17 protein-coding genes are annotated in these 18,179 nt (G+C 33.7%); 6 read left to right on the forward strand and 11 right to left on the reverse strand.

The window, feature by feature from the left end; genetic code table 11:
- The first annotated feature begins 18 nt into the window (after positions 1 to 18).
- The 3 genes from Q7C23_RS16755 to Q7C23_RS16765 all read left to right on the forward strand — a co-directional run bounded on the left by Q7C23_RS16755 (position 19) and on the right by Q7C23_RS16765 (position 2,969).
- Entirely contained in the window at positions 19 to 1,113 is a 1,095-nt protein-coding gene (locus tag Q7C23_RS16755; protein ID WP_375033602.1) for a Nif3-like dinuclear metal center hexameric protein, read from the forward strand.
- 3 nt (positions 1,114 to 1,116) lie between these two features.
- On the forward strand, positions 1,117 to 1,896 hold the full coding sequence (locus Q7C23_RS16760) for a zinc ribbon domain-containing protein (RefSeq protein ID WP_072974617.1): 780 nt from the start codon (positions 1,117 to 1,119) through the stop codon (positions 1,894 to 1,896).
- Between the two features lie 191 nt (positions 1,897 to 2,087).
- Complete coding sequence (locus Q7C23_RS16765; protein WP_375033603.1) at positions 2,088 to 2,969, forward strand: alpha/beta fold hydrolase; 882 nt, start codon at positions 2,088 to 2,090, stop codon at positions 2,967 to 2,969.
- Positions 2,970 to 2,983: 14 nt separating this feature from the next.
- On the opposite strand, the gene Q7C23_RS16770 is transcribed toward Q7C23_RS16765, so the two are convergent.
- Entirely contained in the window at positions 2,984 to 3,664 is a 681-nt protein-coding gene (locus tag Q7C23_RS16770; protein ID WP_375033604.1) for an ArsR/SmtB family transcription factor, read from the reverse strand.
- Between the two features lie 73 nt (positions 3,665 to 3,737).
- Here Q7C23_RS16770 and Q7C23_RS16775 point away from each other — a divergent pair, with 73 nt between their 5' ends.
- The 3 genes from Q7C23_RS16775 (at position 3,738) to rluF (ending at position 6,225) form a co-directional block, all read left to right on the forward strand.
- The gene (locus Q7C23_RS16775) at positions 3,738 to 4,889 is read left to right on the forward strand and encodes a cytochrome P450 (protein WP_375033605.1); all 1,152 of its coding nucleotides are present in this window, start codon (positions 3,738 to 3,740) and stop codon (positions 4,887 to 4,889) included.
- Between the two features lie 16 nt (positions 4,890 to 4,905).
- Positions 4,906 to 5,250 carry an antibiotic biosynthesis monooxygenase family protein gene (locus Q7C23_RS16780; RefSeq protein ID WP_375033606.1) on the forward strand — a complete coding sequence of 115 codons (345 nt, stop codon included), beginning with the start codon at positions 4,906 to 4,908 and terminating at the stop codon, positions 5,248 to 5,250.
- A gap of 153 nt (positions 5,251 to 5,403) precedes the next feature.
- Complete coding sequence (gene rluF / locus Q7C23_RS16785; protein ID WP_375033607.1) at positions 5,404 to 6,225, forward strand: 23S rRNA pseudouridine(2604) synthase RluF; 822 nt, start codon at positions 5,404 to 5,406, stop codon at positions 6,223 to 6,225.
- A gap of 49 nt (positions 6,226 to 6,274) precedes the next feature.
- On the opposite strand, the gene Q7C23_RS16790 is transcribed toward rluF, so the two are convergent.
- The 10 genes from Q7C23_RS16790 to Q7C23_RS16835 all read right to left on the reverse strand — a co-directional run bounded on the left by Q7C23_RS16790 (position 6,275) and on the right by Q7C23_RS16835 (position 18,172).
- A complete protein-coding gene (locus tag Q7C23_RS16790) occupies positions 6,275 to 7,660 on the reverse strand; it encodes a DUF4153 domain-containing protein (protein WP_375033608.1) in 1,386 nt (461 codons plus the stop codon).
- A 58-nt stretch (positions 7,661 to 7,718) separates the two neighbouring features.
- Positions 7,719 to 8,009 (reverse strand): transcriptional regulator, encoded by a 291-nt coding sequence (locus Q7C23_RS16795; RefSeq protein WP_072974630.1) that lies wholly within the window; start codon positions 8,007 to 8,009, stop codon positions 7,719 to 7,721.
- An 8-nt stretch (positions 8,010 to 8,017) separates the two neighbouring features.
- A complete protein-coding gene (locus tag Q7C23_RS16800) occupies positions 8,018 to 8,647 on the reverse strand; it encodes a hypothetical protein (RefSeq protein WP_375033609.1) in 630 nt (209 codons plus the stop codon).
- 251 nt (positions 8,648 to 8,898) lie between these two features.
- The gene (locus Q7C23_RS16805) at positions 8,899 to 9,825 is read right to left on the reverse strand and encodes a magnesium transporter CorA family protein (RefSeq protein WP_375033610.1); all 927 of its coding nucleotides are present in this window, start codon (positions 9,823 to 9,825) and stop codon (positions 8,899 to 8,901) included.
- A 218-nt stretch (positions 9,826 to 10,043) separates the two neighbouring features.
- Positions 10,044 to 10,931, reverse strand: a complete 888-nt coding sequence (locus Q7C23_RS16810; protein ID WP_375033611.1) for a bifunctional 5,10-methylenetetrahydrofolate dehydrogenase/5,10-methenyltetrahydrofolate cyclohydrolase — start codon at positions 10,929 to 10,931, stop codon at positions 10,044 to 10,046.
- Positions 10,932 to 11,059: 128 nt separating this feature from the next.
- Positions 11,060 to 12,412 carry a signal recognition particle protein gene (ffh, locus tag Q7C23_RS16815; RefSeq protein WP_056195625.1) on the reverse strand — a complete coding sequence of 451 codons (1,353 nt, stop codon included), beginning with the start codon at positions 12,410 to 12,412 and terminating at the stop codon, positions 11,060 to 11,062.
- Between the two features lie 255 nt (positions 12,413 to 12,667).
- Positions 12,668 to 14,347, reverse strand: a complete 1,680-nt coding sequence (locus tag Q7C23_RS16820; protein ID WP_375033612.1) for an MBOAT family O-acyltransferase — start codon at positions 14,345 to 14,347, stop codon at positions 12,668 to 12,670.
- 1 nt (position 14,348) lies between these two features.
- Complete coding sequence (locus tag Q7C23_RS16825; protein ID WP_375033613.1) at positions 14,349 to 15,680, reverse strand: GDSL-type esterase/lipase family protein; 1,332 nt, start codon at positions 15,678 to 15,680, stop codon at positions 14,349 to 14,351.
- Between the two features lie 82 nt (positions 15,681 to 15,762).
- Complete coding sequence (locus Q7C23_RS16830) at positions 15,763 to 17,247, reverse strand: SGNH/GDSL hydrolase family protein (RefSeq protein WP_375033614.1); 1,485 nt, start codon at positions 17,245 to 17,247, stop codon at positions 15,763 to 15,765.
- Positions 17,248 to 17,548: 301 nt separating this feature from the next.
- Entirely contained in the window at positions 17,549 to 18,172 is a 624-nt protein-coding gene (locus Q7C23_RS16835; RefSeq protein ID WP_375033615.1) for an HmuY family protein, read from the reverse strand.
- Positions 18,173 to 18,179 lie beyond the last annotated feature (7 nt).

Below are 18,179 nucleotides of genomic sequence, written 5' to 3' on the forward strand. Positions count from 1 at the left end.
ACCTGAAACAAAAAGAAGATGAAAATTAAAGATATAATTGCAGTTCTGGAAGAAATGGCTCCTTTGGCTTATGCTGAAGATTTTGACAATGTTGGACTTTTAGTTGGCGATTCAGAAACAGAAAGTTCAGGAGTTTTAGTTTGTCACGATGCACTTGAGAATGTAATTAATGAAGCTATTGCAAAAAAATGCAATTTGGTAGTTTGTTTTCACCCGATTTTATTTTCCGGAATCAAAAAAATTACCGGTAAAAATTATGTCGAACGTGCCATTTTAAAGGCGATCAAAAATGACATTGCCATTTACGCTGTTCATACTGCTCTTGACAATCATTTAGCAGGAGTTAATAAAATATTCTGCGATATATTGGGATTGGAAAATACCAAAATCTTAATTCCGAAACAAAACTTCATACAAAAATTAGTGACTTACACTGTACCTGAAAATGCACAAAAAGTACGGCAGGCAATGTTTGATGCCGGCGCAGGAACCATCGGGAATTATGATAATTGCAGTTTTAACTCAAACGGAATTGGAACGTACAAAGGCAATTCTAAGAGCAAACCGGTGGTTGGGAAGCGTCATAAATTAACAGAGACTGAAGAAATAAAAATTGAAGTTACTTTTGAGAAACATTTGCAATCCGGAATTTTAAAAGCTCTTTTTGATAATCATCTTTATGAGGAAGTAGCCTATGAAATTTATGAACTTCAAAATTCGCATCAAAATATTGGTTTAGGCATGATTGGTGAATTTGAAAGTCCAATGAACGAAAAAGACTTTTTGCTTTTCGTAAAAGATAAAATGATTGCCAACGGAATTCGTCATTCGGCCTTTAGAGGAAAAAAAATTAAGAAAGTTGCCGTTTTAGGTGGTTCTGGAAGTTTTGCTATCAAAAATGCAATTCAGGCTGGCGCCGATGCTTTTTTGACTGCTGATTTAAAATACCATCAGTTTTATGAAGCCGAAAACAAGTTACTTTTGGCCGATATTGGTCATTTTGAGAGTGAACGCTATACAAAAAACTATATTGTTGATTATCTTCGAAAAAAAATCCTTAATTTTGCCATCATTTTATCAGAAGAAAATACAAATCCAGTTAAGTACTTATAGAATATGGCGAATACGAAAGAATTAAGTGTTGAGGACAAGTTAAGAGCAATATACGATTTACAGCTTATTGACTCTAGAATTGACGAAATCAGAAACGTAAGAGGAGAACTTCCTTTAGAAGTTGAAGATTTAGAAGATGAAGTTGCAGGTTTGAGCACTCGTTCAGAGAAACTGAAAAGTGAACTTGAAGTGATTGAAGATCTTATCAAGGCAAAGAAAAATGCTATTGATGAGCACAAAGAGGTTATTAAAAAATACACAAAACAACAAGAATCAGTTCGTAATAACAGAGAATTTAATTCTTTGACTAAAGAGGTTGAATTTCAGGAATTAGAAATTCAATTGGCTGAAAAGCAAATCAAAGAAATGAAAGCTTCTATCGAACATAAAAAAGAAGTTATTTCTAACTTAAAAGAAAAACTTGACGCAAAAAGTTCTCATTTAAAACATAAAAAATCTGAACTTGATGCTATTATGGCTGAAACTCAAAAAGAAGAAATCTTCTTATCTGAGAAATCTGCTGAGTTTTCAGGTCAAATCGAAGAAAGATTATTAGCTGCTTACAACAGAATCAGAAGCAGTGTTCGTAATGGTTTAGCTGTGGTATCTATCGAAAGAGGAGCGTCTGCAGGATCATTCTTTACAATTCCGCCTCAAACGCAGGTAGAAATTGCTTCAAGAAAGAAAATCATTACTGATGAGCACTCTGGAAGAATTTTAGTTGACAGCGCATTAGCTGAAGAAGAAAAAGAAAAAATGGAACAATTGTTCTCTAAATTCTAAATAAACATTGTCCCGATCTAATCGGGACTTTTTTTTGCTTATTTTTTTTGCCACAGATTAAATGATTAACACAGATTGGAAAACCACTCAAACTTTGAGATAAAATCCTTTTTTAAATCTTTTAATCTGTGGCAAAACTTTTTTTTCGCGAGTTTAGCATTCATTTTTTTACCTTTAAAAAAAATTAAGTTGTGGGAATTAAAAAAGGAATTCGTTTCATTACATTAAAATCGGTCGGACAATATATTAACTTCCTGAGTTACGTTCGCCCACAAAAAGCGGTTGAACTCTCCTACGCACTTTTTAGTCAGCCAAGAATTGGACGCTTACAAAAAGACACTTTACCCAAAATCCTAAGAAATACAGAAACAGAAACGTTTCATCATAACGAACATCATTTTCAGACATACGTCTGGAAAGGAAACGAAACTAAAATCCTGCTCGTTCACGGTTGGGAAAGCAATGCTTCGCGCTGGAAAAAAACTTTGCCACATCTTCAAAAATCCGGAAGTACTATAATTGCTATCGATGCGCCGGCACACGGACAAAGCAGCGGAAAAGAATTTAATGTACCGCTTTACGCTGAGTTTATTAATAAAGCGGTTGAGAAATATCAACCTGAAATTATTATTGGACATTCTATTGGCGGTGCGGCTTGTGTGTACCATCAATATTTATTTCCGAATACCAGTATTAACAAAATGGTGATTCTGGGAGCTCCTTCAGAATTAAAAACATTGATTGACAATTACATTTCGATGTTGAGTCTAAACACCAAAATGCTTTCGCTTTTAGAAAGTAAATTCATGACACGTTTCAATTTTAAACTCGAAGATTTCTCAGGGCAAAGATTTGCAGCTGAATTTAATGTTTCAGGATTAATTGCACACGATACTTCAGACAAGATTGTTGCTTTTGAGGAAGGCAAAAAAATCGCCAGCAATTGGAAGAACAGTCAGTTTATTGAAACTAAAGGCTTGGGTCACGGAATGCATGACGATGAATTGTATGAGAAGGTTCTTGAGTTTTTGTTTTCTGAAAGTACTCAAGATTCTGAGCCACTAAGTCGCTAAGGCACTACGGTTTTTTAAATAACGATCTTAAAATTCTTAAGCAGTTCCTTCTCCCCTTTTCCAGTAATTGTTATAGCTCTTGAATCTTTTGTTTTTCTCAGCCAGTCTTCGCTTATCATTTTATTTAATAATAGCGAACCGATAGATCCTGCTATATGATTTCGTCTTTCACTCCAATCCAGGCATGGCTTTAAGAAAATTCTTTTTTGTTTTTGAGCATTTTCTAAATTAATTCCAAAATCTGAAAACCATTTTTCTCCGTCAGTACTAATTTCGAAAACACCATTCTTCTCGATAATTATTTTTTGTTCCAATAAACTATCAGCCAGGGCCACACCTATTTTTCCGGCTAAATGATCGTAACAAGTTCGACAGTATTTTATTGGAGGATATTCTTCCGATTTCATTTTTACAGCAACTTTAGGTTTGGGAATAAGATTTGCCATAGCTTCAACGGCGTATGCCACTTCTTTATTCGAAAATCTGTAATATTTATGACGGCCTTGTTTTTCGACACAAATTAAATTAGCATCTAAAAGCTTTCCTAAATGCATACTAATATTTTGTGCCGATGTCTCGACTGCAACGGCTAATTCGGTTGCAGTAAAAGCTCTACCGTCGAGTAAATTCCACAAAATTGAGACACGGGTTGCGTCGCCAATTAAAGTTGCTATTTTTATAAACTGATCTTCCATTTTATTTCATAGTTAAATACAGACTGAACTATTCCCTTGTAAAGTTAAATAACTTTGCCAAAAACAAAATACAATGACCTCCAATTTATTCTTTCAATCAGACGTTCAGAATCCTTATTCCATTTATAAAGCAATGTTGGATGAAAATCCCGTTTACTGGGATGAAACCAACAAAATCTGGGCTATTTACTCTTATGAATATTGTGTCGAAATTCTAAAAAACAACAAAGCCGAAATTCCGCTTGTAAATCCAAACAACGAACAAGAACTGAATGAATGTACTTTGGAAATTCTTAGTAATTTAACCCGGTTATCAAATGGAATTAAGCATGAAGTTTCAAAAGAAATTGCAATGCAGTTATTTTTGAATATAAAATCAGTTGACGTTGGCGAAATCATTTCATCTTTAATTAAAAATGATTTAATTGAAAATGAAATCGACTGGGTTAAGTCCGTTTCTAAAAAACTACCCGTTCTGGTTCTCTTAAAAAGTTTTGGCTTTAAAGAAGATGATTGTGATTTCATTTCTGAGAAAATAGAATCTCTCATCAAAATTATGCTTCCGCAAAAAACTGAAGAACAAACTGAACTTTTAAATAATAATTCAGAAAAATTCTATTCGATCGTTGAAAAGCATTTCTCTTCATTATCCTTTTATGATTCTTTGCTAATCAAAACTTCGAATCAATTTAATCTTTCGATAGAAGAAATTATTCCGATTGCAGTCAGTAATTTTATTGGCTTATGTATTCAGAGTTACGATGCTGGTAGTGGCATTTTGAGTAATTCGTTATTACAGATTCTGAAACATAAGACATTTTCAAATAGAATTGCAATAGAAAAATCGGTTATTGAAACCTTGCGCTTTGATCCGCCGATTCATAATACAAGAAGAATTGCTATTGAAGATTTTTACATCGGCGAAAGCCAAATTAAAAAAGGCGATTTGATATTAATTGTTCTGGCGTCAGCCAATCGAGATCCTCAAAAGTTTGAGAATGCAATGAATTTTAATATTGAACGAATAAATAATACCGAAAATCTAACTTTCGGAATTGGCGGCCATATGTGTCTGGCTAAATATTTTTCGATTCATTTAGCTACCGAAGCAATTTGGTATTTGTTTCAGAATTACAAATCGATTTCATTATTAGAAAATCAAATTCAACACGAACCCCTTATAAATGCCAGGTTACCAAAAAACATCTGGATTTTAATTCAATAATTAAAAATATAAAACCATGATAGCTGTAATTTTTGAAGTCATTCCTAACGAAGGAAAAAAAGAAGAATATTTAAATATCGCAGCCAATTTGCGACCAGAATTGGATCATATTGAAGGATTTATTTCGATAGAGCGTTTTCAGAGTTTTAGTGATCCTGAAAAGGTTTTGTCCTTATCTTTTTGGAAAGATGAAGAAAGTATTCAACAATGGAGAAATCTTGAAATGCATCGTCATGCCCAGGCAAAAGGGAGAAATGAAGTCTTTAGAGATTATCATTTGAGAATTGCTCATGTTGTGAGAGATTATGGGATGTTTGATCGGAAGGAGACGCCTGCCGATAGCTCTGGTTTTCATTCTTAAAAGGTGCAAAGGTGCAGAGGTGCAAAGAGACAAAGGTTTTTTTTAATTCTAGAGAGAAGAATCTAAAGTCTGAAATCTAAAATTCTAAGAACTCCAACAATCTAAAATCTAAAATCTAAACTCTAAAATTTAAATTTTGCCTACTTTTGCAGTATGGAAGAGAATTTAAAACGTCTGAATAAATTTATTGGAGAAACAGGTTATTGTTCTCGTCGCGAAGCGGATAAATTAATTGAAGAAGGACGCGTAACGATAAATGGAGTTGTACCTGAAATGGGGACTAAAGTTTCACCGGATGATGAAGTACGCATCGACGGGAAATTGATCGTGGAAAAGCACGAAAAATTGGTCTACTTGGCTTTCAACAAACCGGTCGGAATTGAATGTACCACCAATTTAGAGGTTCGAAATAATATTGTCGATTATATTAATTATCCTAAACGTATTTTCCCGATTGGAAGATTGGATAAAGCCAGTGAAGGATTAATTTTTATGACGAATGATGGTGATATAGTAAACAAGATTTTACGCGCCAGAAACAATCACGAAAAAGAATATACGGTGACGGTTAATAAACCGATCACAGATCGTTTTATTCAGCGCATGGGAAATGGTGTTCCGATTTTGGATACTGTTACCCGAAAGTGTAAAGTAGAACAGATCAGCAAATACACCTTCAAAATTATTCTAACACAAGGTTTAAACCGTCAGATTCGTAGGATGTGTGAATATTTGGGTTATGATGTAACGGCTTTGAAACGTATCCGAATTATTAATATTTCTTTAGATGTTCCTGTGGGTCGTTATCGCGATTTGACAGATGATGAAATTAAAGAATTAAATCATTTGATTGAGCCGTCAAGTAAAACGGAAGAAGCAAGTTTGCCAAAAGCGGAAGCGCCGATACGTGCTACACGAAGAACCGAATTCATTTCAAAACACGATCCCCGATTTAAGAAAAAAGGAGATTATTAAAATGATAATACAAAAAAGCCGTTCAAATTGAACGGCTTTTTATTGTTTATTATTTTTTATTCAAAAACTCATAATACAACGCTTTCGATAAAAACGTAGTGTTTTGATATTCTTCAATTGTTTCTTCTCTTCTGATTTCGGTTTTTTGTCCGTCTAAATTGTTCTTTAAAAAATAGGCTCTTCGGGCTTCATCATTAAAATTCAAATCGCTTAAAAATACTGGTTCTACGGTTTTATTTACTGAAATATTGTAATTCGTAATTAAATTACCCCAGTTTACATAGCTACATAAAAGAACCGTTCCATAAAAATACCAGACCATTTGATTGATAAGATAAGCGTTTGTTTTTTGCTTTGTAATTTTAAAAAAGACATAAACTAAACCAATAATGGCCAAAATCAAAAAAGCGTAAACTCCTAATCGTTTATAAGTTAACCCGAAATAAGAAACATATTCTGAATTTTTAATAAAAGCACTTACAATTAAGAGACCATTTAGAAAAATCCACAGCTTTGCCAGTCTTTTAAGAGAACCCGCTTCTTTGTCAAAATTGAATCCTCCTTTGAAATAAAACATGATTACACCAACTGCCATCAAAATCGAAAAGATTACTGAATTTACTCTTTGATGAGTATCGGCACTTAAGTTTGATTTTTCTACCACTTCAAAAAACTGTTCGTAATTATACGTTACAATAAATACTAGGAGCATTAAATTCAATAGTATTAAAGTAATCACGCCACTCTTTCTCTCGAAGTCCAAGTCAAGAAACGAAAATGTATTTTGATTTTTAACTTCAGCTATATTACTGAATTCATTATCCAGCAATTCATTTTTTTCATAACAAACTTCAGGAACCCAGTAATTCCAGAAACTAAATGAAATATAAAAACCCAGAATTCCAATGATAATAAGATTACCAATATTAATATCTAATGTGTAATCTGTAAACAATGAAGAGAAATGGTCACTTCCAAAAGAGTATACTATAAAAAACAGTACAAGAAAAATAGCCGGAATAACGAAAAAAGCAATTAACTTCTTGGCAAAATTATTATGGATTTTCTTTTCGGGAAGCCATTGCTTAAACATTAAAATGCGTCCCAGTGAAGTTATTCCATTTAAAAATACAAGTGGGAACATCTGCACTATTTTCAGTTTTGGATCCTGTGTTTTAAACTGTAAAAAAAGAACAGACAGTGCCAATGCCAGAAAAGAAGCAAAATCTCCATACCAGGCAAAAGCCAGACAAGACAAAACCGATGTAACCACTAAGATCAAATGTGACCTTTCAGAAAAACGATCCTGAAAGAAATAACAAACAAAACCCGTTAAGACCAGCCCAAAAATAGCAAGGTTAACGCCCAGGTCTTCTTTGTAAAAAAGCAGTGTAAATATCAAACTGCAGACTAAAATAATGTGATGTTTTTTCATTGTGATAAATTTAAAAGTACTTTGTTTTTCAAAGTAATTAGACAAAAAATTTTGGTTATTAGGATTTCATTAATTTTTCAAGGTACGACAAGTGCTCTTTAAAGGCCAAACGACCTCTTTCGGTAACACTATAAGATGTTTTGGGCTTTTTGCCAACAAACTCCTTTTTTACTGCAATATATTCTGATTTCTCAAGCGCTGAAGCATGACTGGCCAAATTACCATCTGTAATATTCAATAAGGTTTTCATTTCGGTAAAATCTACCCATTCATTCACCATCAGAACGGACATAATACCCAATCTGACACGGCTTTCAAAATCTTTATTTAATTTATCAATGATTCCCATTGCGTGGATTATTTATACTTTTTGAACATTATTAATCCGTACAAGATATGTAAAATACCAAATCCAATGATCCAAAAAACTAAACCATATCCAATAAAAAAAAGAGAAATACATCCTAAAATTAATTGGCAATACCCTAAATATTTAATATCAGAAAACGTATATTTTTCAGCGTTTATCAATGCCAATCCGTAAAAAAGTAAAGTTGCCGGTGCTACTAAACCATAATTTTGATGGTACAAAAGTGATAAACAAAATACACCGCCAACTGTTAATGGAATTGCCAGATTAAAAAGCATCTTTTTTGTAGCCGATGTCCAAATTGGCAAATTGTACTTTTTACTTTTTCTGATGGTAAAAGCCAATCCAAATACAAATGCACAAATCAAAATAACGATTCCGGTTACAACCAGTTCTGAAACTAATTTTGACGGAATTGTATATACTTTATCACTATATACTTCATCAGCAAAATATTCAATACCGTTTATCTTAAACAACTGATAAACATACAATCCGCCAATTAAAGCAGAGAGTCCGGCAAAAACTCCTGAAAGTCCGCTTAGGGATATAAATCTTGAAGAGCGCTCCATCATGGAACGAATATGTGCTAAATCTTCTTGGTGCTTCTGATTCATAAATAAAGTACTTTGTATTGCAAAGTTATATTTTATTTTGAAATGACAAGCAAAAAATTAATTTTATTTTATTACTATGAAAAATAATTCCTACAAGGTTATGAAAACCTTGCGGGAACAGTTCGTTCTTATTAGCTAGGAGCTGCGTGAGGGATAGAAATAAGCTACCGAAGTCTCATGGATAGCCCGACCGCATTATAAAACAAGAAAGCCTATTCAAATGAACAGGCCTTTATAATTTTAAATTTTGATTAAAACCATCTTCTTCTTTTGAAAAGAAATACCCCAAAAGCAGATAATATGACAGAAACTAAGAGAAGAATCCATATTCCGTATTTGCTTGCTTCAAGACCATTTGGGACATTCATTCCATATAAACTTGCGATTAAGGTCGGGATCATTAAAATAATAGAAATGGATGTCATTTGCTTCATAATGTTATTCATATTATTCGAAATCACCGAAGCATAGGCATCCATCATTCCGGTCAGGATATTGCTGTAAATATTGGCTGTATCCTGCGCCTGACTTAATTCGATTTCGACGTCTTCGAGCAAATCTAAATCATAATCTGCTTTATATGCTTTTAGATTTTTAATGCGTTGAAACAAAACATCGTTTGCTTTTAGAGAAGTAATAAAGAATACTAAACATTTTTCGATTTGAAGCAAAGCTTGCAATTCTTCGTTTTTAATGGACTTCTCCAAATTATCTTCGGCTAATTTTATTTTCTGATTAACTTGTTTCAGATACTTTAAATACCAGACACTTGATGAAAGCAATAATCTCAAAACCCAGTCGAGATTATCGTTAACCTGAATGTTTTTGCGTCTGGAATACAACATAAAATCATGTATGATTTCTGTTCTGTAAAAAGTGATTGTTACGCAAATATCGCCTTTAAAAATCACGCCTAGCGGAATAGTCTGAAAAGGAAGTTTAATGTCATTGCTTTTTATGGGAACGCGCATGATGATCAATGTCCAGCCGTCTTCGATTTCGATACGTGGTCTTTCGTCGATATCCTCGATATCATTGTAAAATGCTTCGGGAATTTGAAGTTCTTCGAGTAAATATTGTTTTTCTGCTTCTGATGGATCTTCAATATTAATCCAGCAATTTGGCATCCATTTTGGTATTTCTAGTAATCCGTTGTTGTTTGTGTAAAAGACTTTCATTTCAAAATACAGGGTTTTATTGCAGCATTTTGAAATTTTCAAAAGCTACTTTTAATTTAATACTAACGAATAATAATCGTCCATTGGAGAAGTTTTTTTTTAAGCGTGGCAAAAATATCCTTTATTTTTAAAACCCGAAAGTTTAAACTATTAATTAAATATTAAAATGAAGAAAGCCTACTCTTTCGAATAGGCTTTCTGTTATTATTTGAATCAAATTATTTGTTTTTTGCGCTTCTCATTTTTCTTGCTAAAAGTGTATTTTTCAACAACATCGCAATTGTCATTGGTCCTACTCCGCCCGGAACTGGTGTGATGAAAGATGCTTTTTTGCTTACTCCATCAAAATCAACGTCACCTTTTATTACATATCCTTTTGCGTTTGATGCATCTTCTACACGAGTAATTCCAACGTCGATAATCACAACTCCGTCTTTAACCATATCTCCTTTTAAAAATTCAGGAACTCCTAAAGCCGTGATAATAATATCAGCATTTTTAGTGAACTCGGCTAAGTTTTTAGTACGGCTGTGTGTTAACGTAACTGTTGAATCTCCAGGGTTTCCTTTACGGCTCATTAAAATACTCATTGGACGCCCTACGATGTGGCTTCTTCCGATAACTACGGTATGTTTTCCAGACGTTTCTACTTTGTAACGCTCTAACAATTCCATAATTCCGAAAGGCGTTGCAGGAATGAAACTTTCCATTTCCAATGCCATTCTTCCAAAGTTTGTTGGGTGAAAACCATCAACATCTTTATCAGGATCGATTGCTAAAAGAATTTTTTGCTCGTCGATATGTTTTGGCAAAGGCAACTGAACGATATATCCGTCAAGGTTATCGTCTTCATTTAATTCTTTAATTTTCGCTAATAAAGCTTCTTCTGTAATATCTTCAGGCAAAGCTACCAGAGTTGAATCGAAACCAATTTGCTGGCAAGATTTTACTTTACTTCCTACGTAAGTTAAACTTGCTCCGTTGCTCCCCACAATAACTGCTGCTAAATGAGGTACTTTTCCTCCTGCTGCTTTTATAGATTGAACTTCGGCTGCAATTTCGTTTTTAATGTCTTCTGCTGTTTTTTTACCGTCTAGTAGTTGCATTGCGTTTTGTTATTTTTGTTTCAGGTTTAAAGTTTCAAGTTAAACGAAACTTGTATTTACTATATTAAAAAAAGTTTCAAATTTCTGTTTCAAAACCTGAAACCTGAAACTTGAAACTTTTAATTTTATTATCTCGGCATTCCGCCTGGCATTCCTTTCATGCCTCCCATCATTTTCATCAGGTTTTTTCCGCCTGGACCTTGCATCATCTTCATCATTTTGCTCATTTGGTCGAATTGCTTCATTAACTGATTTACTTGCTCGACTTTGGTTCCGGAACCTTTAGCGATTCTGGCTTTCCTTTTTACGTCGATAATGGCAGGTTTACTTCTTTCGATTGGCGTCATCGAGTGAATGATTGCTTCAATATGTTTGAAAGCATCATCTTCGATTTCTACATCTTTCATGGCTTTTGAAGCACCTGGTATCATTCCAACCAAGTCTTTCATATTACCCATTTTCTTTACTTGCTGAATTTGCGTTAAGAAATCATCAAAACCAAATTCGTTTTTAGCGATTTTCTTTTGAAGTTTTCTTGCTTCTTCTTCGTCAAATTGCTCTTGCGCTCTTTCTACAAGAGACACAACGTCCCCCATACCAAGGATACGCTCAGCCATACGATCTGGATAGAAAACATCAATTGCTTCCATCTTTTCGCCTGTACCCACAAATTTGATTGGTTTGTTTACAACCGATTTAATCGAAATTGCAGCTCCACCACGAGTATCACCATCTAATTTTGTTAAGATAACTCCATCAAAATTCAGGATATCGTTGAAAGCTTTTGCTGTATTTACAGCATCTTGTCCTGTCATTGCATCCACAACGAACAAAGTTTCCTGAGGCTGAATTGCTTTATGAACACGAGCAATTTCATCCATCATTTCTTTGTCTACTGCCAAACGACCAGCCGTATCGACAATAACGACATTGAAACCATTTGCTTTCGCGTGTTTGATTGCATTTTGAGCAATTTCAACAGGATTTTTATTTTCTGGCTCTGAGTAAACCTCAACACCTATTTGGTCTCCCACAACATGCAACTGGTTAATCGCCGCAGGACGGTAGATATCACACGCTACAAGAAGTGGTTTTTTATTTTTCTTAGTCTTTAAGAAGTTGGCTAATTTTCCTGAGAAAGTCGTTTTACCAGAACCTTGCAATCCTGACATTAAGATCACAGATGGAGTTCCTGAAAGATTAATTCCGGCAACATCGCCACCCATTAATTCTGTCAACTCATCTTTTACCAGCTTCACCAATAATTGTCCTGGCTGAAGCGTTGTTAAAACGTCCTGTCCAATTGCTTTTTCTTTTACTTTGGTTGTAAAATCTTTGGCAATTTTAAAGTTAACATCGGCGTCTAATAAGGCACGACGAACTTCTTTCAAGGTATCGGCAACGTTTACTTCTGTAATTTTACCGTGTCCTTTTAATATATGAAACGCTTTATCTAACTTATCACTTAAATTATCAAACATACTATTTTCTTTATTTGAAGTGCAAAGATAATCTAATTAGATATTTCAGGCAATTTTTATTTATAGGTAGTTTTTGCCACGAAGCCACTAAGGCGCGAAGTTTTTTTTTTCGCAGATTTAGCAGATTAGGCAAATTATTTTTTTTTAGATTAAGCATGAAAAAATCCGCTAAATCTCCTAAATCTGCGAGAAACAAAAAAGGCACAAAGAATAAACCTTTGTGCCTTTGTAACTTTGTTCCTTTGAACCTTATAATTAGAATTGAAAGTAAATAAACGGCTGTGAGCCTGCTACTGCTGTTGCGTACACGATCCAGTACACGAAGCCCAGAATTACTGCTTTTAGTAATAAAGGTGTGTTATCAAAAACCCATTTCATTTTATCTGTAACAACTTCTGGTAAGAAATGCCAAACGTACCCGAACAACATTAATAAAAATACATTTTTATATCCTAAAACTATAGCTTTCCAATTTTCTGGTTCGAAAGTTAACTGACCAATATTGTTGATTACCTGCAACGCTGTTTCGAAATCTCTGGCTCGGAAAAAGATCCAGCAGAAAACTACGAAATGGAACGTGATTAAGATAGAAAAGAATGTCCATAACCAACTTGGGCCTTCTTTTTTAGAAGGAAAAAGTTCCATGAAAATTTTATGAACGGCCAATGCTAATCCGTGTAAAGCTCCCCAAACGATAAATTGTGCTCCGGCTCCGTGCCACAACCCTCCTAAAAGCATTGTAGTAAACAAATTAAAATTGGTTACCAACGTTTGGTTTTTCTTTTTTGAAAGCAAAAACGAAAGACAAAAAACAACAATTGACCCAATTGCAATTGCTAATGGAATAATGCTGGTGTTCCTATTTGTAATTCCCCAAAGCAATAATCCGAAGAAGAATAAACTTGGGAATAAGAATCCTGCAAATGAGCCTTTTCTGTTTCCTCCAATAGAGATATACAGGAAATCTTTCAGCCAGGTTGATAATGAAATATGCCATCTTCTCCAGAAATCGGTGATCGAAACCGATTTATAGGGCGTTCTAAAGTTGGCTGGTAATTTGAATCCTAGCAATAAAGCGATTCCGATTGCCATATCTGAATATCCTGAAAAGTCGCAATAAATTTGAATAGCATATCCGTAAGATGCCATTAAATTTTCGAATGAAGTATAACTCATCGGTGTATCAAAAACACGATCTACGAAGTTTATTGATATATAATTTGAAATAACCGTTTTCTTAATTAAACCACCAATAATTAAAAACAAAGCGTTGTTTACATCTTGCTTAGTCAGGTTTAATTTTTGATAAATCTGAGGCAGGAAGTCTTTCGCTCTAACAATTGGTCCGGCAACTAATTGCGGGAAAAACGAAACGAAAAACAGGTATTCAATATAGTTTTTTGTTGGTTTAATTTCTTCCCTGTAAATCTCAATAATATAACTCATCGACTGAAAAGTATAGAATGAAATTCCGACCGGAAGAAAAACATTATGAAGTTCGAAATGACCATTGAACATATCATTGTACGTCACAATCATAAAGTTCATGTATTTGAAATACCCCAGTAATCCTAAATTCAGAATTACACTTATAACCAAATACACTTTTTTGGTACTGTCTTTCGCTGTGTTGTAAATAATCTGACTCAGTCCATAATCGACTACAGAAGAAAGTAACAAAAGCAAAAAGTAAATTCCGCTTGACTTATAATAAAAGAAAAGCGAGAACAGAATAACGTACGTTAATCTCAAATAAAATGTTTTGCGTAAAAAGCCATACACAAAATAAAAAACCAGAAATAATCCCAGAAATAAACCGGTATTAAATAATAATTTTTCGTCGGGATTATAAATAAACCAGCTTTTAGCCTGCTCTAAAGTAACTTCCCCAAAGTTTTGAACAAACCAATTATTTATGCTATCAATTGTAATCAACTTAATTTTTTAATTTAAAATTATCGTATGCTTTTAAAAACGCCTGTGTAAACAAATTCCCTTGTTTTTCGTATCCTTTTTTAGAATAATGAACATAGTCCGTACCAATTAATTTTTCCGCTTTTAATTTTCGGACACCTTCCATTCCTCCAAATTCATCATATAAATCCCAAACTGCAAAACCATCTTCTTTTGCAATTCCGAGGATACTTTTCGCATAATCATGAACGTAAATATTAGGTCTTCTAGCTTTAAGAAAAGAAGGCGGTGGTGTCATCACAATTATAGGAACATTGATATTCTGATCCCTTATGTTTTTTATAAACTGACGCAATTCCTTAATATAAGCCGAAGCTTCCATATGATCATAGCTTTCATTTGTTCCCAAAGAAAAAATCAGCAAATCAGGATGCAACGCTTTTAACTGTTCAAAGAATAACGGATATTTATTATAATCTGAAAATTTGGCTCCGTTTACTCCAATACTACTATAAAGCACTCCTGGTACATTTTTTTCTAAAACAATTCCGTTTAGTTCGAATCTTGAAGCATCTTTATTCGGAATCAGGAAGATTTTATCTAATGCTTTTTCAGAATTGTAATAATGGCAAAATGAATCTGATTCTATATCTAAAGAAACAAAAGCTGAACTCTTAATTGCTTTTGGTTTTGTTTCATTCGTTGGAATTTTCAATGTTCTTCCGGCACGAATATTATTTGATTTTAAACCATTTGTTTTCTTAATATCCGCAACCGAAATATTGTATTTATCGGCAATAGTCGAAATCGCTTCTCCTTTTTTGATTTTATGTGTGATTATTTTTCGCTCTGTTGACTGAATAATATTGGTTTGAGATGATGTTGCCAAATCAAACATATTCTGGTTTTGAGGTGTTATAATCTTAATTGTATTGAACTTATAAGCAGGATCTTTCACATTCAACTCCACTGCAAATCCGCCATTATCTCTCCAAAGTCCAATTCCGCTTAGACCAACCGGATAATTTTTATGCGGATGAATGTTTCGGTAACTTTCCCATGTTCTGTTCGAGCGGAAACGTTCGTTATAAGATCCGTTTGTTTTGGCCAATTGATACGGAAAAACCAAACCTCTTCCTGCATTTCCAAATCGCTGTTGCAGATTTTTTCTAATTTCATTGGTCATTAGGTCACCCTGAATATGAGAATCACCAATATGAACCATATTTATCTTTTGACTTTTCTGACTATCATTTTCATTTAATTTCTGAAAAATACTTTCCAATGCTTTTGCGTTATAAATCTTTTCATCAGAAAAAGAATCGACTGTAGTGGTATCCGTTTTACTAGTCATGGGTTTAGTTATTGGAAGTGGAACTGTCTTTTGCACTTTGTTATTTGCAGATAAAAAAAGACAACAAAAGAAAATAATTAGTTTATTCATTTACACTATCTTTTATGACAGAAACCGAGTCTGTGTTTGTTTTTCGTGCGGCCCTTTGCTGACGAGAAACAACATCACGTTTCTCTCGCAATATTTTATATTCTTCGTAACCTTTATTCAACTGATCGTATAATAATCTTCCGATTGCTTTTGCACCACGCTGATTAAAATGCGTATAATCTTTATTGGCTCTTGCCGGAGTTTCATCAGCCCATTTTACCATAGAACCGTCTCCACCCATTAAAGTGTATAAGTTGACAAATCCGGATTCTGATTCTAAGGCATATCTTTTTTGCGCTTTCATTAAAGGAACAACAGCTGAATCTGTTTTCATCTCTAAATCATATTTCGTTGATTTATCAGCAGTCGAAACAATCAGAATTGAAACTCCCGGAAAAGATTCTCTTATTTTATTCACGGCTTTTTTCATTCCCTTTTCATACCAATAGTAATTCTTGGTTCCGTAATTCAAGACGTTTGTTCCGTAATGCAAGACAACCAAATCGTATTTTAGATTATTATTGAACGCTCTCATTACATCGGCATCAAACATTGAAATTGGTAATCCTGAATTTCCTCTTTGTGAAAAATTGTCAACGTGAACCCCGCTTCCATTATCGAAATTAAATCCGTAAATCGGAATAGAATCGGCATGGACAAAATTAGCTTTGAATGCTTTTATACTGCCTGAAGTTACTTTTAGGCTATTAACCAAATTACTTGGAACAAGATTTTTTCGAAGTGTATCTTTACCAATGATGAAGTTTATATTTCCTCTTTTAGTAGATTTACCATAAAACAATACCGGGTTATCTAAAGTCGTTGAATATTTATTCGTTCCTGCTTCGTATTGAACCCAGGTTGCATTGGTTTTATCATTAGCAAAAAACACGTGACCATTTACTCCAAAAGGACTTGTTGGTCTTTTTACATTTAAATAAGATTGCGATTTCCAGTTTTTAGAATAAACCGACTTTACGGAGCCTCTAGATGCTGCAGATTCTGAAGTTATGGATACAAATCCAACTCCATTTCCACCAAAACGTTCCTGATAATTTGTTCTTACGTCCTGAACAATTAAATCGCCATCGGTCATAGAGTCGCCATAATAAGCGATTCGGACTTTAGCTTGTGGATTTTTTTCAAGTTGATATAACTTCTCGTAAAACGAAACCAGATATTGGTATCCTTTATAGTTTTCGAAAGTTTCTGATGGAAATTCGATTCCTTCTGTATTTTCAAAAACAATTTCCTGTTGTGCTTCTTCCTGTTCTGCAACAGCAATGCTGTCGTTTTCCAAAGACAAAGAGTCATTGGCAACTGACTCCAAAAGCATACTATCAATTAATACATTTTTAGAATCTATTTTACTATCCGAAAAGATTTTATCCGGTAAAACTTGTTTGAATCCGATAAAGGCGATAAATGCCAGTGCGACAATTGCGAAAGACTGAAAAAAATAGGACTTTGTATTCACTTATTATTTATAATTTGAAGAATGGCCTGGACTGAAAAATATTAAAATTTCCTGTTAATTCCATATTAAAAAAACATGTGCAAAGATAGAGTTAAACATTAATTTACAACCCTTTTTAACATTAAAATAAAAAACAAAAAAAGAGGCTAGATAAATCTAACCTCTCTCAAAAAAAATAAAAAAAAACAAAGCTAATGAATTAACTAATTTTCAAAAAAGCAAAGCAAGTTCACTTAATTGGGTATTAATTTTAAACATACCAATTGGAAGGAAAGTTAATTCTCAATAACTAAATATTTTATTAGAATGTTGTTGTGCTATTAGCTTGATAAGCAAACTTAAAAGTAAAATATCTTGAAGCGGAAGTTGCCTCGGGAGTTGCCGGTGCATCTTTATAATAGCTAAGGATTTCTAATTTTGCGTATTTACCATCGTGTGTTTTCACAACGAATACTTTTCCTGCTTTTGCAGAAATAATATGAGTAGTAGAATTATAATCATACCAAGCATTTTCTCCTGAAGTAGGAAATGCGTAAACAGTAGAAGCGTCTTGAGCAAAAGTATTGGCTGCAGGAAATGCAGTTACGCTGGCAAATGTACCTGAAACAATACTAACAGCAGCAGATCCTGTTCTTCCTGGCTCGTCAGTAATACCAATTTTAGCTCCTCCGTTTACAATAATCTTTGTTCCACGAAAGGCAATATCCCACTTACCGTCAGTTACTACTTTATTTTCAGAAAAACTGAATTTTGTAAATTCACCACCTTCTGGCTGTCCTTGTCCCCCAGTTTGAGGAGCATAAAGATTTGATACTGTTTTTGTTTCAACAGCCGGAATTGTATTATCATTATTATCATCACTACTACAAGATGCAGTAAAAAGTACAAGAGCTAAAATCGAAAGTTTTAAAAAATTTGTTTTCATGATAAAA

This window comes from Flavobacterium sp. LAR06 (assembly GCF_041946075.1).
In the GTDB taxonomy this organism is placed as follows: domain Bacteria; phylum Bacteroidota; class Bacteroidia; order Flavobacteriales; family Flavobacteriaceae; genus Flavobacterium.

Bases quoted from the DNA above. Each gene is read 5' to 3' on its own strand.
- Q7C23_RS16790 (WP_375033608.1), bottom strand. From the start codon at position 7,660: ATGAAAAAACATCACATTATTTTAGTCTGCAGTTTGATATTTACACTG.
- Q7C23_RS16795 (WP_072974630.1), bottom strand. From the start codon at position 8,009: ATGGGAATCATTGATAAATTAAATAAAGATTTTGAAAGCCGTGTCAGA.
- Q7C23_RS16805 (WP_375033610.1), bottom strand. From the start codon at position 9,825: ATGAAAGTCTTTTACACAAACAACAACGGATTACTAGAAATACCAAAA.
- Q7C23_RS16835 (WP_375033615.1), bottom strand. From the start codon at position 18,172: ATGAAAACAAATTTTTTAAAACTTTCGATTTTAGCTCTTGTACTTTTT.
- Q7C23_RS16810 (WP_375033611.1), bottom strand. From the start codon at position 10,931: ATGCAACTACTAGACGGTAAAAAAACAGCAGAAGACATTAAAAACGAA.
- rluF (WP_375033607.1), top strand. From the start codon at position 5,404: ATGGAAGAGAATTTAAAACGTCTGAATAAATTTATTGGAGAAACAGGT.
- Q7C23_RS16755 (WP_375033602.1), top strand. From the start codon at position 19: ATGAAAATTAAAGATATAATTGCAGTTCTGGAAGAAATGGCTCCTTTG.
- Q7C23_RS16770 (WP_375033604.1), bottom strand. From the start codon at position 3,664: ATGGAAGATCAGTTTATAAAAATAGCAACTTTAATTGGCGACGCAACC.
- Q7C23_RS16760 (WP_072974617.1), top strand. From the start codon at position 1,117: ATGGCGAATACGAAAGAATTAAGTGTTGAGGACAAGTTAAGAGCAATA.
- Q7C23_RS16800 (WP_375033609.1), bottom strand. From the start codon at position 8,647: ATGAATCAGAAGCACCAAGAAGATTTAGCACATATTCGTTCCATGATG.
- Q7C23_RS16780 (WP_375033606.1), top strand. From the start codon at position 4,906: ATGATAGCTGTAATTTTTGAAGTCATTCCTAACGAAGGAAAAAAAGAA.
- ffh (WP_056195625.1), bottom strand. From the start codon at position 12,412: ATGTTTGATAATTTAAGTGATAAGTTAGATAAAGCGTTTCATATATTA.
- Q7C23_RS16775 (WP_375033605.1), top strand. From the start codon at position 3,738: ATGACCTCCAATTTATTCTTTCAATCAGACGTTCAGAATCCTTATTCC.
- Q7C23_RS16825 (WP_375033613.1), bottom strand. From the start codon at position 15,680: ATGACTAGTAAAACGGATACCACTACAGTCGATTCTTTTTCTGATGAA.